General features: G+C 73.7%; 13 protein-coding genes. 4 read left to right on the top strand and 9 right to left on the bottom strand.

Annotation, left to right across the window (positions count from 1 at the left end):
• Positions 1-184 precede the first annotated feature (184 nt).
• Complete coding sequence (locus ACFYOJ_RS34605; protein WP_388598533.1) at positions 185-565, bottom strand: hypothetical protein; 381 nt, start codon at positions 563-565, stop codon at positions 185-187.
• On the bottom strand, positions 565-1,017 hold the full coding sequence (locus ACFYOJ_RS34600; RefSeq protein WP_356557786.1) for a hypothetical protein: 453 nt from the start codon (positions 1,015-1,017) through the stop codon (positions 565-567). Before ACFYOJ_RS34600 ends, ACFYOJ_RS34605 begins: the two co-directional genes overlap by 1 nt.
• A 313-nt stretch (positions 1,018-1,330) precedes the next feature.
• Here ACFYOJ_RS34600 and ACFYOJ_RS34595 point away from each other — a divergent pair, with 313 nt between their 5' ends.
• The 3 genes from ACFYOJ_RS34595 (at position 1,331) to ACFYOJ_RS34585 (ending at position 4,725) form a co-directional block, all read left to right on the top strand.
• Positions 1,331-2,137, top strand: a complete 807-nt coding sequence (locus ACFYOJ_RS34595; RefSeq protein WP_356557785.1) for a hypothetical protein — start codon at positions 1,331-1,333, stop codon at positions 2,135-2,137.
• Between the two features lie 742 nt (positions 2,138-2,879).
• Positions 2,880-4,004, top strand: coding sequence for a MinD/ParA family protein (locus tag ACFYOJ_RS34590; protein ID WP_356557783.1), 1,125 nt, complete (start codon positions 2,880-2,882; stop codon positions 4,002-4,004).
• 394 nt (positions 4,005-4,398) lie between these two features.
• Positions 4,399-4,725, top strand: a complete 327-nt coding sequence (locus ACFYOJ_RS34585; protein ID WP_356557782.1) for a hypothetical protein — start codon at positions 4,399-4,401, stop codon at positions 4,723-4,725.
• A 391-nt stretch (positions 4,726-5,116) separates the two neighbouring features.
• Here ACFYOJ_RS34585 and ACFYOJ_RS34580 read toward each other — a convergent pair whose 3' ends face one another.
• Positions 5,117-5,851 carry a hypothetical protein gene (locus tag ACFYOJ_RS34580; protein ID WP_356557780.1) on the bottom strand — a complete coding sequence of 245 codons (735 nt, stop codon included), beginning with the start codon at positions 5,849-5,851 and terminating at the stop codon, positions 5,117-5,119.
• Positions 5,848-10,065, bottom strand: a complete 4,218-nt coding sequence (mobF, locus tag ACFYOJ_RS34575; protein ID WP_356557779.1) for a MobF family relaxase — start codon at positions 10,063-10,065, stop codon at positions 5,848-5,850. The genes ACFYOJ_RS34580 and mobF overlap by 4 nt, the downstream gene beginning before the upstream one ends.
• A 351-nt stretch (positions 10,066-10,416) precedes the next feature.
• Between mobF and ACFYOJ_RS34570 the strand changes: the two genes are divergently transcribed.
• Complete coding sequence (locus tag ACFYOJ_RS34570) at positions 10,417-10,995, top strand: hypothetical protein (RefSeq protein WP_356557778.1); 579 nt, start codon at positions 10,417-10,419, stop codon at positions 10,993-10,995.
• Between the two features lie 115 nt (positions 10,996-11,110).
• Here the strand turns inward: ACFYOJ_RS34570 and ACFYOJ_RS34565 are convergent, their stop codons facing one another.
• From ACFYOJ_RS34565 to ACFYOJ_RS34545, 5 genes are all read right to left on the bottom strand, one after another.
• Positions 11,111-11,722 carry a hypothetical protein gene (locus tag ACFYOJ_RS34565; RefSeq protein WP_356557777.1) on the bottom strand — a complete coding sequence of 204 codons (612 nt, stop codon included), beginning with the start codon at positions 11,720-11,722 and terminating at the stop codon, positions 11,111-11,113.
• Positions 11,723-11,893: 171 nt separating this feature from the next.
• A complete protein-coding gene (locus ACFYOJ_RS34560; RefSeq protein ID WP_356557776.1) occupies positions 11,894-12,460 on the bottom strand; it encodes a hypothetical protein in 567 nt (188 codons plus the stop codon).
• Between the two features lie 32 nt (positions 12,461-12,492).
• A complete protein-coding gene (locus tag ACFYOJ_RS34555; protein ID WP_356557775.1) occupies positions 12,493-12,996 on the bottom strand; it encodes a hypothetical protein in 504 nt (167 codons plus the stop codon).
• 35 nt (positions 12,997-13,031) lie between these two features.
• Entirely contained in the window at positions 13,032-13,496 is a 465-nt protein-coding gene (locus ACFYOJ_RS34550) for a hypothetical protein (RefSeq protein WP_356557774.1), read from the bottom strand.
• A 25-nt stretch (positions 13,497-13,521) separates the two neighbouring features.
• Complete coding sequence (locus ACFYOJ_RS34545) at positions 13,522-14,103, bottom strand: DUF3145 family protein (protein ID WP_356557772.1); 582 nt, start codon at positions 14,101-14,103, stop codon at positions 13,522-13,524.
• Positions 14,104-14,214: the final 111 nt, after the last annotated feature.

The raw sequence follows: 14,214 nt of genomic DNA, 5'->3' as shown, positions 1-14,214 counted from the left end.
AGCTCCGGGGAGGCGGGGGCAAGGGGGCGTCGCCCGTCGAGGTTGGGTGAGGCGATGCCGGAGCCACAAGGCCGTGGGAGGGCTGCGGGCGGCCGTGTCCCGGCTGGAGGGCAGCGGGTTTCGTTACCCGCCCGTACGGCGGGCACCCGCTGCTCCCGCTGCGACTGGCGGGTGGGGCCCGGCGCTATCGCCTGCCGTGGTCCAGGATGCTGGCTGTGATCCAGAACGGGGCGGTCAGCAGCAGTGCCGCGCCGCCCAGCCAGGCGGCTGCGGCGAGGACGCTGCCGCCCAGGCCGGCCAGCAGGACCAGCGGTGCCGGGAGCAGGTTGGCCGAGGCGAGCTGCAGCAACAGGAAGGAGACCGCGCCGGCGAGAGCCACCAGTACCAGGGCCACGGCGGCCGCTGCGGGGATGCGCAGGCCGCGGCGCAGAAGGGGGTTGGCCACCCAGCCCAGCGGCCCGGTCAGCAGCCGGGGGGTGCGCAGAGCGGGGCGGCCGCGGTCGGCGTGGCCGCGCATGGTCAGTGCCTCCGGGGACGGGGTGGGTGAGAGGTGGGCGCGCCGCATCAGGCCGCGGCGAAGCCTCCGGGAACCGGACGGGGGGCGCGAGCGGTGGCGGCCGAGGCGGGAGTGGTGCGGGCCGGACGCTTCGCGGTGCGCACGATGCGTCCCCCAGGGATGTGGCGGACGCAGGAGGTGCAGACTTCGGCCAGGTGCCAGACCCGGCCCGGCATCGAGCACACCAGGATCAAGGCGATCTCTCCGGCGCAGCTGCCGGTCTTGACGTCCCGGTGCCAGGTGGCGCACTGGCAGGCGCAGTAGCGGGCCGGCTGCGGAGCGCGGGCCGTGTTCGCGTGGTGCGCCAGGTGGTTGATAGCGGCCTGGGCCAGGTGACGCAGGTCGCGGGAGCGCTCGGGCAGGTCGCAGGTGTCGCTGCAGGACAGTTGTGCCTGGCGGTCGGCCCTCCCGGTGACGCGGACGGTCCACTGGCGGCCGGGGGTGCGCTGGGGGGTGCTCATGGGCGCCGTCCCTTTCGTGTGAGGTGGGGCGCGGCCGCGACCGGCGGCGCCGGTGATCACTATGGGCGGGGCTCGGGGCTGGGGGGCAAGCGCGCAGCGGGCCGCTTCCCGTGTGGCGGCCCACTTCTTCGCCACCGGTCCGCAGGGCGGGCAGCGGCGCGGGTCGTGTGGCGGTCACCGAAGCAGGCTTCTTGGCCCGTGAGCCGGGAGCGCGCGGGGTGTGCTGCCCTCCAGGCGGTTTCCCGGCCGGACCGGACCGGTGGCCCGGCACAGACTTCAGCTCTTGTTCGCCCTCGCCCTCCGGGAGGTCTCTGTGACGGACGCACCGATACCGGCTGCCCGGGAGCATCCGGCACCACCCGCCAGGCCCCGGTTCCTGCTGACCGTGATGCGCTCTGGCTGCGCGTCCGAGCGCATCTACCGATGGACGCTGCCCGCCCACGAAGGCCGCCTGCCCGACGGCCGCGAGTACAACGCCTGCCCAACGGCTGGAGTCTGCGAAGACCTTTGCTACGCGAAGGCGGGGACCTACCGATTCCGCAACGTACTCGCCGCGCACCAGCGCAACATGCAGTACGTCATGGACGATCTGCCGGGCTGGGAAGCACAGATGACCGCCGAGCTGCAGCACCGCCGCTACCGCTCCGCCGACGGCCAGCCCGTCCACGTGAGGGTCCATGACGCAGGCGATTACTGGTCGCTGCCGTACCTCAAGGCATGGCTGCGGATTTTCCGGTCCGCCGAGCACGTGATCTTCTACAGCTACACCAAGCAGGTCGCGCTGTTCGAGAAGTGGGTGCGGCCCGATCCGCCCGCCAACTTCCGCTGGCGTTACAGCTACGGCGGCACGCAGGACGACCTGATCGACCCGCTGCTGCACCATCACGCCGACGTCTTCCCCGACGAGGACTCGCTCGAGGAAGCCGGTTACACCTCGCAGACCCCCTCGGATCTGCGCGCGGTATACGGGCCGGAGACGCTCGGTCTGGCCGCCAACAACATCCCCCATCTCAGGGCCCGCCAGGGAGGGCGTACCTTCCGGTCGCTGCAGCGGGCCGCCAACACCGAGAAGGCGGCGCGGCGCGCCAAGCGACGCGGTCCGTCCGGCCGTTCGGCATAACCCCCTTTGACCCCGCGGGCCGCCGCCCCTCCCCCTGCCCGGCGGCCCGCGGCCTGCCCGTACCGCGCGCCGCGCGGCAGCAGATCCGTGTGAGCCGCCCGGCGCGAGGCGGTGTCGACCATCAGGAGGCAGCGTGCACAGCGACCAGGATGCGGCCACAGCCTGGCCCGGAGCCGGCAGGGGCTGGGCCGGGGCCAGCGGCGATGCCGACTTCCCCTATACCTCCCCAGGAGGCTGGTACACCCAGCCACTCGCGGGTCCTGCGGCGGTGCCCTCCCCGCGGGCCACCGCCGCAGTGGCCGCGCCACAGCCGGTCCCCGCGCCCGCGCCCGCCGTGGTCGTGCAGGGCCAGGGCGGCGGGGAATTCCCGGCGCCGCCCGCGTTGTTCGCCGACCCGGAAAACGCCGTTGCGCAGGCGGCTCCCACGCCCGGCCCAGCCCCCGCAGCCGCCGCTCCGCCCGCCGCCGCGCCCTTCCCGGCCGCGCAGGTCCCGGCGCCCGAGGGGTACGCCGCATTGCCGGAGCCCGGGCCGCACGTCGGCGCGCCGCACGTCCCGTCCGGTCCGGCAGCGCCCGCGTACGGGTATCCGCCCGCCGCGCCTGCCGGGTCAGGCCCAAGCTACGGGTATCCCCCGCCGGTGGCGCCGGCTGCCTTGCCCGGGTACCCGGCTGCGGGTGCCGGCCCGGCTGATCCGGCGTATCCGGGGCAGGTCACGGCGCCGGGCTATGACGCTGCGGCGCCGGTGGCTCCGGGCTCTGTTCCCGCGGCGCCCCTCCCCTACCCTGCCGCTCCCCCGGCCGGGCACGCCCCTGCCCCGGCAGCACCGCTGGGGCACAGCGCGGCGACCGAACTGTCCTCCGACCGGCTGCTGCGCGGCGGCAAGAGCAAGGCCCGCAGCAGCCGCCCGGGCGCCCGGCCCTCGCGGTTCCGGCTCGGTGGCGCGAAGGAGGAAGCCGCGCTGCAGCACAAACTCGAGGTGATCCGCACTCCAGTGCGCGGCTGCTACCGGATCGCCGTGATCAGTCTCAAGGGCGGCGTCGGCAAGACCACCGTGACCACCGCGCTGGGCTCCACGCTGGCCAGCGAACGGCAGGACCGGGTCTTGGCGATCGACGCGAACCCGGACGCCGGAACGCTCGGGCGGCGCGTACGCCGCGAGACCGGCGCCACCATCCGCGACTTGGTGCAGGCGATCCCCTCCCTGCGCACGTACCACGACGTCCGCGCCTTCACCTCGCAGGCTCCCTCCGGCCTGGAGATCGTCGCCAACAACGTCGACCCGGCCATCTCCACCACCTTCAACGACGACGACTACCGGCGGGCCATCGCCGTCCTGGGGGCCCAGTACCCGATCATCCTGACGGACTCGGGCACCGGTCTGCTCTACAGCGCGATGCGCGGCGTCCTGGACCTGGCCGACCAACTGATCGTCGTCGCCACGCCCTCGGTGGACGGCGCGTCCAGCGCGAGCACCACGCTGGATTGGCTCAACGCCCACGGCTACAACGACCTGGTTCGGCGCAGCCTCACGGTGGTCTCCGGGGTGCGGGAGAAGGGCCGGATGATCAAGGTAGAGGACATCGTCGCGCACTTCAGCGAGCGCTGCCGCGGGGTGGTCTCGGTCCCCTTCGACGAGCATCTGTCGGCTGGCGCCGAGGTGGATCTGGACCTGATGCGGCCCAAGGTCCGCGAGGCGTACCTGACTCTTTGCGCGCTGGTCGCCGAGGGGTTTTCCCAGCCCCGGCAGCCCGCCTCAGGCGGCGGAGGAGGGCCGGGCGGCTATCCGCCCCACCCTCAGGAAGCGTGGCCCGGTGGTCCGGCCAGCGGGTACCCGGTGCAGCCTGGCTATCCCGGAGAGCTCCAGTAGCGCAGCGCCTGGCGTCGGTTTGCCCAGCCCGAGTTTGTCGTGCGGCAACCTTCCCAAGCCGGTCGACTGGCCAGCCCACCACGGGAGTGCGAGCGGCGACCGAAGGCGGTCGGACATCCGGCATCGGGGTTACGGCCGAGGGGTGGCGGGCTTCTTCGCGGACGCGCATAGGAGGCACTGGAGGCCACCGGAGAGCCGTCCTCACAGGGCGAGCGGCTTCTCATCGTGGGTGATTCGGCTAGTCTCCTCGCGTGTCCGAGCCCAGCCCCACACCGCCCGCCGCCTGTACGGCGCGGCTCATCATTCAGGCCGCCCCGCTACGTGGCGCGCTCCACGCCCACGAGCAACGCACAGCTAGCGGCCCTGGGCCGACGCTGCGGACGGAGCAGGGATCATGAGTGCCACCGACGACGTGTTCCCAGCCGATGCGGACGTCGACCTGCCCCTGCCCACCGCAGACGAGATCGCGGAGGTCGCCGCATACCTGCGTCAGCGCCTGACAGCCGCAGCAGCGGAGCAAACCGAGTCCCTGGCAACCGGGGTGCTGCTGCGCGCTGTCGGCACGTTCGTGACGTCCCGTATGGGCTACGCGCACGGACTGGGCCGCAGTCCGCTGGTCCACACGGCGGCGGCTCCCTTGTACGAACTCGCGGCCCAGTTCCCCGACTGCCCCCTGCACTGGCGGCGCCGGGCCGAGGAATGGATGGACGGGCGCGGGTGATCCGCATGCGCATCGGCGACGGTCCCACTGGTTGGGGAAGTCACGCAGCGAGGTGCCGACCGAGGTGGAGAGCGCTGTCGTACTACCACCAGTGAGCCGTGGCGCAGGGTCCGACACAACCGAGGGCAGGGGTACGACCCGGGCCAAGAAGGTGGAGCGTCCAGCGTCCGGACACTGACATGTTTTCCCGTCGGCTCCATGGACTGGACTGCCTGAGAGGGCGAAGCCACAGACCAGCGGTATCGGTCCCCGAAGGCAACGGGGGCGTGCGCCGATCCGGCGGAGCTGTGGCCTCATCCCTCGGCCGTGCCCGTTCACCGCCGTGCCCATCGGAAGCTGTGGCCCTGTGGGCGGAATGGCAAGAGCCGGATGCGGCCGACTGCGTGTGGTGTCAAAGCGAGTGCGACGGGGCTCGCCCGATGGCTGGAGCGGGCCGAACCAGGGCGGGCGGGTGGTCCGGATCGGGGATGAATCCATAGCGCCGGTAGGTGCTCTGTAGAGCTGGTGTGCGGGCGGCGGCGACGGCTCCAACGTTGTGGGCGTCGGCGTAGGCGAGGGCTGTGCGGACTAGGTGGGCGGCGGAGGCGGGGTCATCTTCGCGGCAGGCCAGGTTGCCCACGGTCCACCAGGTTCCGCCGGTGCGGAGTCGCGCACGGCGGCAGGATTCCACCGCACGGGCGGGCCAGGCGGCGGCAAGTTGGCGGGCGAGCCTGGCCAGCAACAGGGTGGTGATCAGCGTGGCGATGGCCGTCGTGCTCCACCGCGTCCAGGGGGCCGGGACTCCGGCGGCCGTGGCCGCTGCGCCGAGGGCGGTCGGCAGCAGCAGGGCCGTGGTGAGGACCAGTTCGGCCAAGAACAGGGCGCAGGCTGCGGCCAGGGCGCGGGGCAGTGCGATGACCGGGCCGCGGACGGTCAGGAGCGCTCCCCCGTGGGCGAGGAGGCGTCCTTGGGCGTGGGCGTAGGTGAGTTGGAGCAGCCACAGCGTGGTGCCGGCGGCGCGGGAGATGCGGGTGCGGGCGGGCGGTCCCAGGCGGCGCTGCAGCAGGGCTGCGTGGCGTGGCAGATCGCGCCAGCGGGCCCGCAGACTGGCTGGTGCGCGCGCCGCGGTGGGCTGGCGGTGGTTCACCGGACGGGCCGTCTCGGCGCGGGTGGGGCGGGGGCGACGGGCTGCTGTGCGGGCGGAGCAGTGGTGGTCAGGGCATCCAGTTCGGTGCGCAGTTGCCGCCAGGTGTGGGCGTCGGCAGGGTCGTCGGGCGGCGGGCCGAGCAGCTGCCCGCCGAGATCGGGGCGGTGCTGGTGCCAGGCGGCGAGGCGTGTGTACAGGGCGCACCAGCGGGCGCGGTGGGCAGGGTCGTCGGGCCGTGGCGGGGGCATCTGTCCCATCCAGGCGGCGGGCGGTGGGGTGCCGTCGAGGGCGGTCTGCCAGGCGGTGGTGGCGGTGGGCCAGGTGGTGGTGGCGTCGTGGACGGCGGGGCGGGTGAGGGTGCGGATGCGGGTGGTGAGGTCGTTGTAGGCGGGCACGTCGTGGCCGCTGGTGGGGCGTGGCAGCGGGCCGGTGCCGTCGGTGTCGGGCAGGGAGGCGGTGCGGTTTCGCCAGGTCTCGACGAGTGCGGCGGTGGTCTGCCAGGCGTGGCGGTGCCAGGTGCCCTGGGGTGGTACGGGGCCGAGAGCGGTGGCCCAGGGCGGGGGTTGCTGGGCCAGCTGCAGGCCTCGGGCGGCCAGTAGCTGGCCCAGGACGCGGCGGCGTTCGGCGAGGTGGCCGCGCCAGTCGGCCGGGGTGTCCGGATCGTGTTCGAGGCGGGCGTCGGCGATCCAATCGGGGACCGGTCCGCTGTGGCGGGCGGGGTGGGAAGCGCGGTCGGGCAGGCGCGCACGCAGGTCGCGTTCGGCGTTGATGAGTTCGACGAAGCGGCTGGCGCGGGCGCGGGAGCGGGCGTTGCGGTAGCGCTCCTTGGCGCTGGGGGCGCGGCGCTGGAGGTGGGCGCGGTGGGTGAGGGCGAGAGTGGTCAGGCGGGCGAGCTGGGTGTCGCTGTAAGCGGCCAGCGGCCTGTCGGGGGCGGGGCGCGGGGTGGTGGCGACGAGCTGGTAGGTGCGGTCGGCCAGGACGGTGGCGGTGTCGTCCTCGCCGCTGTCGTCGACCGGTTCGGTGCCTATCCGGGCCAGGATGCGGCGGGTGCTGTGGCCGGCCAGCTCGGCGGCGGTGAGGGCGGCCAGCAGCTTGGGCCAGCCTTCGTCGGTGTAAGCCTGAGCGGCCAGGGCGGGCAGGATCTCGTGCAGCAGCGCCCGGGCGCGGGCGGTGGCGGCGCGGGCGGCGGTGTCGGCGTACTGGGCGGCGTGGACGGCCGGGCTGGTGGCATCGTCCTGCAGGTCGCGCAGGAGCTGGTGGGCGGAGGTCGCGGCACGGCGGGCGTGGGCGATCTGGTGCAGGGCGGCGGCCTCGTCGGCCACCGGGTCGTCGCTGGGTTCGGTGATGCCTAGGTAGAGCCGGTTGGTGCGCCGTCCGCGGGTGAGCTGGACGTAGACGCTCTCGCGGGAGGAGGAGACGGTGGCGTATGCGTGGGCCGTGTCGCACGTCATGCCCTGCGCGCGGTGGACGGTGGCCGCGTAGCCCAGCTCGACGTGGGCGGCGGTGTAGTCGGCGGGCAGGGTGATCGTGGCGTGGTGGACGGTGTTCTTTACCGTCAGGGAGCCGTCTGGGTGGACGGCCAGGACCCGCCAGGCGTCGCCGTTCTTGACGAAGTCTCGCCCGTTCTGGACAGGCAGGGCACGGTTGTTGCGGCGGGTGACGATGGTGTCGCCGGCGTGGGCGCGGGTGCCGTCGCGCAGTTGGCGGTGGGCGGTGACGTCGAGCAGTCCTCGGGCGGCGGCGGCCGTCTGGGCGCGGGCGTTGAGCTCGCGCACGGTGGCCGCGTCGGGGGCTGTCATGACGCTGCTCAGCCCGGCGGCGACATCCGCGCTCCAGGCCGCGTAGACCGCGTCGAGCATGGCGGCCGGGTCTCCGGAGCGGATGCGCCGGTGGTGGCGGTGGAAGGTGAAGGCATCAGCCGGATCGCCGTCGCGCAGGACGAGGGTGGCCGCGCCTTCCCCTGGGGTGGTGAAGCGGTGCAGCTCGTCCAGGCGCACCGTGTCGGGGTGGCGGTCAAGCAGGCGCGGCAGGCCTCCGGCGTCGACGGCTGACAGCTGTAGCGGGTCGCCCAGGAGGCGGACGTGGGCGCCTGCGGCCCGTGCTTGGGACAGGATCCGCTGCAGGTTGAGGGTGCCGGCCATGCCCATCTCGTCGACGACGATCACGTCGCCGCGGGCGAGGGGGAAGCGTTCCTCGGCCAGTCCCTTGGCATGCTGGTCACGGTGGTGCAGCCAGGCGTGCAGCGTGGTGGCGGGCGCGCCGAGGTCGTCGGTGAGGGCCTGGGCGGCTCGGGAGGAGGGTGCCAGGGCGATCAGGCGGCGCCCGGAGGCGGCCAGGGTGTCGGCCACCAACTTCATCGCGGACGTCTTGCCGGAGCCGGCCGGGCCGATACCGCACAGCAGCAGTTTGTCGCCGCAGGCGAAGGAACGGGCCAGGGCCGTTTGGGCGGCGCCCAGGTGCGGATGGCGGCGTTGGGCGCGTGCGAAGTCGGCTGCGTCGGCGGCGGGGATGACCAGGGTGTCGGCCGCCGCCAGGAGGTCCTCCTCGGCGGCTATGAGCCGTCGGGTGGTGTAGGCGGGGGCCTCGGCGCGCAGGAAGACACTGCTGCCGTCGGGTCGTTGCTGCTCCGGGTGCAGGTCGACCAGGGACGGCGGGCGCAGGTCGACGACCGGGTCCTCGAGGGTGGGGTCGGACAGTGCGCGGGCGGTGATGCGCTCGGTCGCCTCGGTCAGGGCCAGTCCCTGCGGCAGGGGGCTGCGGGCGAGGTGGTAGCCGAGCTGGCGCAGCACTTCGGCGCGCACGTGCTGGGCGGCGAATACGCTGCGGCGTTCGGTGACTTCGGCCAGCGCGGCGGTGGCGATCTGCTGCTCGAAGGTGTCCGGGTCGGCCTCGTCCGGGGCCGGTTCGGCGTCGGCGGCGGCCTGCCGTACGGCGTCCAGCAGGGCTTGGGTGACGGCCTCGTCGGGGCGGGCTTCGACGTCGCCGAGGGCGGCGCGGGCGGCGGTGAACCAGATTTTCTGCAGGGTGCGCAGCGGCCGCGCGGCGCTGAGTTCGGGCCGGTTGGTGACCGCGGCCTGCTGCGCGAGCGCGTACCAGACGGCCGGGGGTGGGGTGCGCTGGTGGCGGGCGTAGTAGTCGGCGACCAGGCGTTCCAGCTCTGCCCTCACGGTCTTGCCGCGGGTGCTGAACGCGTCGATGAGCTCGTCGGGAAGGCCCGCGATCTCGAGTACCGGCCGCCGGCCGGGAGCTGTGATCCGCTCGCGGACCGCGAGCCCCAGGCGCTCGGACACCAGCCGCATGACGGTGGAGTTGTAGAGCTCGCTGATGGTCACTCCGTGAGCGAGCAGCGGCCGCGCGTCGATCGTGCGCCACTTCCCGTCCGGGCCTTGGACCCGGTTGGCGACGATGATGTGATCGTGCAGGTTGGGGTCGCCCGGATCCCCGCGCGCGGTGTAGTGCCGCCACCGGGCGGCGACCAGGCCGGAGGTCACCTGTTCCTGGGCGATGCTGCCCTTGCTGGAGGCCCGGGTTGCCAGCACGTGGTTCTCGATCCAGGACAGGGCCGTCTCGAGCGCCTCGGTGTGGGCTGCGTCGATGACCTCACGTATCTCCTCGCCTCCCAGGATCCGCAAGGCCTGCAGCGAGCCTTGCGGGGCGGCCACGAAGCTCCAGCCCAGGCAGGGCTGGCGCACTGGTTGGGTGTGCATCCGCAGGTAGCCGTCGAGCTCCTCCACGGAGGCCGGGCCACGGTGAAACTCTGCGCGGAAGTACTGGGCCGCGACGTGCCGGCGTATCGCGCGGCGCTGGGCGTCGGTGAGCGGTCCTCCGTTGCGCTCGGCGGCTTCCTCGAGGGCGTGCGCGATGCGCTCCAGCAGCGGGTCGGTGGCGGTGGAGTCGTTGAACTGGGAGTAGGCGGCGCCCAGTTTCCCCGCCCGCCATGCCTGCTTCTCGCTGCCCCCGGCGGCGATCCGCTCAGCCGCGATCTCGGCCGCCCGCGGATGGCGGCCGAGACCGAACAGGGATTCCGCTTGTGCCCGCAGCACCTCCTGTCCGGCCACCCCGAGGGTCTCGGCGGCGCGTCCCATCCACACCCCCGGCGGGGCGCCGGCGTTCAGGGAGCCGTCGGCGGCAGGCAAAGACTCCGCGCGGACCGTCTGCGCGAGCAGGTACCGGTACCCCGCGGCCGCCGTCAGCTTGCGGATGTCGACCACCACGCCGTCGAAGCTACGAGGCGATCAGAGTTGCAAGAGGTGTCATGCCGTTGTCCTGTCCTGCCCCTCTTCCAACCCAGGACAAGCCGGTGACCTGCACAGACATCAGCAGCAATGAGCAGCGGGGTACGGAGAGCGCCCCGGAGAACGGCGCTGGGTCGACTTTGCCCCCTCCCGCTGGGTGGGCAGAAATCATGGTCATGGCCCGTGAGGCGGGAGCACGGGCAACTGGCCGGGGTAAGCGCTTCGATCAGGCGGGAGTGTCGGGTGAGGCTGCCTGTGCGGGTTCCCGGCGAGGGCGGCAGGGTGCCGTCCGGGCGCAGCCCACGGTTCGGGGCCGGATGGGGAGTGGACATGGCGAGGAAGCCCAAGACGAAGGCGTCGGCTGCGGCGAACGTGGTGGCGGCGCGGGAGCGGGCGCAGCAGTTGGCGATGGCTCCGATGGCTCGGCAGCAGCGGCTGTTGGATCGGGCGACGGACTTCTTTTTGGCGAGCGAGCGTCAGGACCTGGCGCGGGAGGAGGGGGAGCGGGAGATCCGGGCGATCCGTGAGCGGGTGGTGGAGCAGGTGGAGGCGGCGCGGGTGGAGGCCGGGGCGGCGGTGGTGGCGATGCTGGGTGAGGACGAGCCGGTGGGGGCGGTGGCGGAGCGGCTGGGGCTGCGGCGGGCGGATGTGCAGGAGCTGCGGCGGCTGGTCCAGGCGCAGCCGGTGCAGGGGCGGGAGCATGGCGCTCGGGGCGCGGCGGCGCGGTCGGCGTCGGGCGGCGGTGTTGAGGCGCCGGTGGACGCCTCCGGTGCTGGGGACGGGGGCGCGGCGGGCGGGGCGCGGCCGGTGGCGCCCGATGGCGCGGGCGGGGCGCGGCCGGCCGGGGTGGTGATGGCCGGGGAGGGGGGTGCGGAGGACCCGAGGGGGTCGGGGGCCGGGGCGGTGTAGGGCGTAGCGGGATGCGGAAGGTGTGTCCCTTCGTGTCCCTGGGCGGGCGCGGGGGCGCGGCGTGGGGAATGCCGGGAAGTGTGTCCCTGGGTGTCCCTGTGTCCCTGGGTGGCGGTCAGCGGACGCCGGGAGCGGCGCCGCCTTGCTGGGGCTGCTGGTGGTAGTGGCCCTGGGCGGGGTAGCCGGGCGCGGCGGGCTGCTGGGGAGCGGCGGGCGGCTGGGGCTGCTGGGGAGCAGCGGGGGTCGGGGGCTGGGTCATCCAGGGCGCGGCGGCGCGTTCGCCCGGGGCCTGGGGGGCGGCCGGCTGGGGGGCGTACTGGGGCTGCTGCTGGGCGGCGGGCGGCTGGACGGCCGGGGCGGGCACCGCGGGCGGGACGTACTGCTGCTGGGGTGCGGCGGCGTACTGCTGGACGGCCGGGGCGGGGATGGCGTAGGGCGTCGGGGCGGGGGTGGGCGCGGGGGCGAGCCAGACGTCGACGGTGTGGTCGCCCGGGAGGCGCGGGAGGGAGAAGCCGGAGTTGGCGATCTCGTACCTGGTCCCGTCGCGGGTGGGAATCTCGGTGACGCGGTTGACGCCGGTGAGCCAGTGGGTGGTGGTGTCTGCTGGACGTCCTGAGCGGTCGGGTTCGGTGATGCGGATGAGGGCGACGGTGTCGAGGATGGTGGCGAGTTCGGCGACGGTGGCGCTGGTGTCGGCGGGCCGGTTGGGCTGCGGTGCGGTGGTCACTGGCGTTTCCCCTCCCCCAGGGTGCGGGTGGTCTGTGAGGGGTGACGGTACCTGCGGGGTGGGAGGTGCGGGGGGTGCGTCCCGTGGGGCGGGAAGCGAGTGTGCGCGGGGGCGTGAAAAGCCCCGGCACGTGTGGTGCCGGGGCCCGTGGGGCGGGTTCGCGGAGAAGGGTCAGTAGCGGACTGGCTGGGTGAGGTAGACGGTGTAGTGGCCGGGCTGGCTGGGGCGGGTGGCGGTGGCGGTCGCGCCGTTGAGGTCGTCCTGGTAGGTGTGGCTGATCCAGGCGAGCAGTCGGCGTTCCGCTTCGTCGGCGGTGGGCGCGTCGAGGGTGTAGACGGTGGTGGCGAGCTGGCCGTCGTCGTCCACGGTGGTGTCGGAGACCTTCTCGGCGTTCCAGCGGTCGGCGGGGACGGCGGGCAGGAGGTCGGCGGGGAACCTGGTGCCAGGGCGCAGGGTGCTCTGTTGGTCGTGTTCGAGGTGCGTCGCCTGGTGGTTGAGGTTGGTCTCCTCGCGCTGGGCGTCTGCGATCTGCTCGGCCAGGCCGTGAGGGGTGAAGGAGACACCGCCGAGGCGTTCGGGGAGCAGCGCGGCGAGGGCCTGGCCTATCTCGGGGTCCTCGGCCGCGATGCGCAGGGTGGCGAGGGCGTCGATGTGGCGGGAGAGGGCCTGGGCGCGGGTGCGGAGCTGGTCAGGGGTGGCGGGTGGGTGGATCGAGTGAGCGTTGGGGTTGTCGGTCATCGCAGGGTCTTCTCCGGGTGGGTGGTTGGGGGTCAGGCGTCGTCGGCGCGGAAGGCGGCGACGGCTTCGGGTGAGGCTGCGGAGGCGTGCGCGAGGCGCAGCGCGGTGTCGGCGTCGGGGGCGCGCAGGTGGCGCACCCATCCGCTCAGTTCGTCGGAGACTCTGTGGCTGGCGGGCTCGTGTGTGCCGGGGAGTGCGGTCAGCGCGACGACGTCCTCGGGGGCCTCGTTCCAGCGGACACCGGTGACGGTCCATTCGGGGGTGTCGGCCTCGTCGGGGTGGTGGGCGGGGGTGTTGTCTCGCTCGACTTCGCCGGCGTCGGCGAAAGCGACCTCGGTGATCTCGATGCCGAGGTGGTGCAGTGCTGCGGGGTCGTGGACTTGGTCGCCGAGGGAGCAGGCCGCGGTGTCGGCGGCGGCTTCGCTGTCGGCGCGGACGGTGAAGCGTACGTAGGTGGCGGGCAGGGTGAAGCTGTAGCCGGGGCGGTGCGGGAGTCCGGGCCTGGGCCTGGGGCTGGTGTTGGGGTCAGGGCTCACGGGATCTGTCCTGTCTCGGGTGAGGGCGGGTTCGGTCAGCGCCAGCTACGCGGGTCCGCGCCGAGGGCGAGCGCGGCCGGGGTGATTCCGTCCCGGTGGCCGACGAACTGAACGTCCGGGTGGTCGGCGAGCAGCTCCTCGCAGGGGTCCCCCTGCTCGCCGCCCCGTCTGACAACGACGGTCAGGGTCACGAACTCGTCTGCGGGGGTGCGGGTGTGGAGGGTGGTGGAGGCGTCGCGAAGTTCGACGGCGAGGTGGCCTTCGGGGGTGGTGCGCGGGATGGGGTGGAGGTCGGCCGGGGTGTGGCCGGGGTCGTCGGCGGTCTCGTCGGTGGCCGGGCACAGGTCGCGGTCCTCTGTGTCGAACCAGTGCCCGTAGGGGGTGCCTGCGTCGGGGTCGTCGTAGTACCAGACGATGGCGGTGCCGCAGGCGGTGCAGTGGGTGGTCTGGCCGTGCGTGAGGGCTTGTTCGGCGGGCGGGGACGCGTCGGGGGTGGTCATGGGTCGGGGTCCTGTCGTAGGTGGGTCAGGCGGTGGCGTACAGGCGGTCGTCCCAGCAGTCGGGGCAGACGTACCGTCCGGCGTGGGGGTAGGCGGTGGCGAGGGGCGTGGTGCGGCGACAGAACCGGCACCGCACAAGCTCGGTGTAGGCGCGCAGGGCGGCGCGGACGCGGGTGCCGAGGAGGCCCGGGGCGGTGGTGGCGAGCCACATCTCGACCGAGGTCCGGGGGGCGTCGGCGAGGGACTGTGCGAGGTCGTCGGCCGGTACCAGGGGGACGCCGTCGGCGTTGCACTGGGCGCGGAAGGTGCCGGTGTTGGGTACGTGGCCGATGTAGGTGCCTTCCTGGGTTTCGTGTGGATCGTTGACGAGTTCGAAGACCGTGTGGGGGGCGGTGGTGATGAGGGTGGTGGCGAGGTGTTCGGCGGTGTCGGCGCCGGCGCGGGTGACGTAGGTGTGGCCGGCCTGGAGGTCGGTGAGGGGGTGGGTGTCGTCGGCGGTGAAGTCGGTCGTGAGGTGGTGGGTGTTGAGGGTGTGGAGGACGGTGGGCAGGTCGCTGCTGGTGGTGTCGTGGATGGTGATCTGGAGGGCGGGAAGGTTGTCGTCCATCTCGGTCCTTCTCGTTCGGGGCGGGGGGGGGGGGGGGGGGGGGGGGGGGGGGGGGGGGGGGGGGGGGGGGGGGGGGGGGGGGGGGGGGGGGGGGGGGGGGGGGGGGGGGGG

Origin of the sequence: Streptomyces sp. NPDC006384 (assembly GCF_042870695.1) — a bacterium.
Taxonomy (GTDB): Bacteria; Actinomycetota; Actinomycetes; order Streptomycetales; family Streptomycetaceae; genus Streptomyces.
This window is presented reverse-complemented; position numbering and strand designations above follow the sequence as displayed.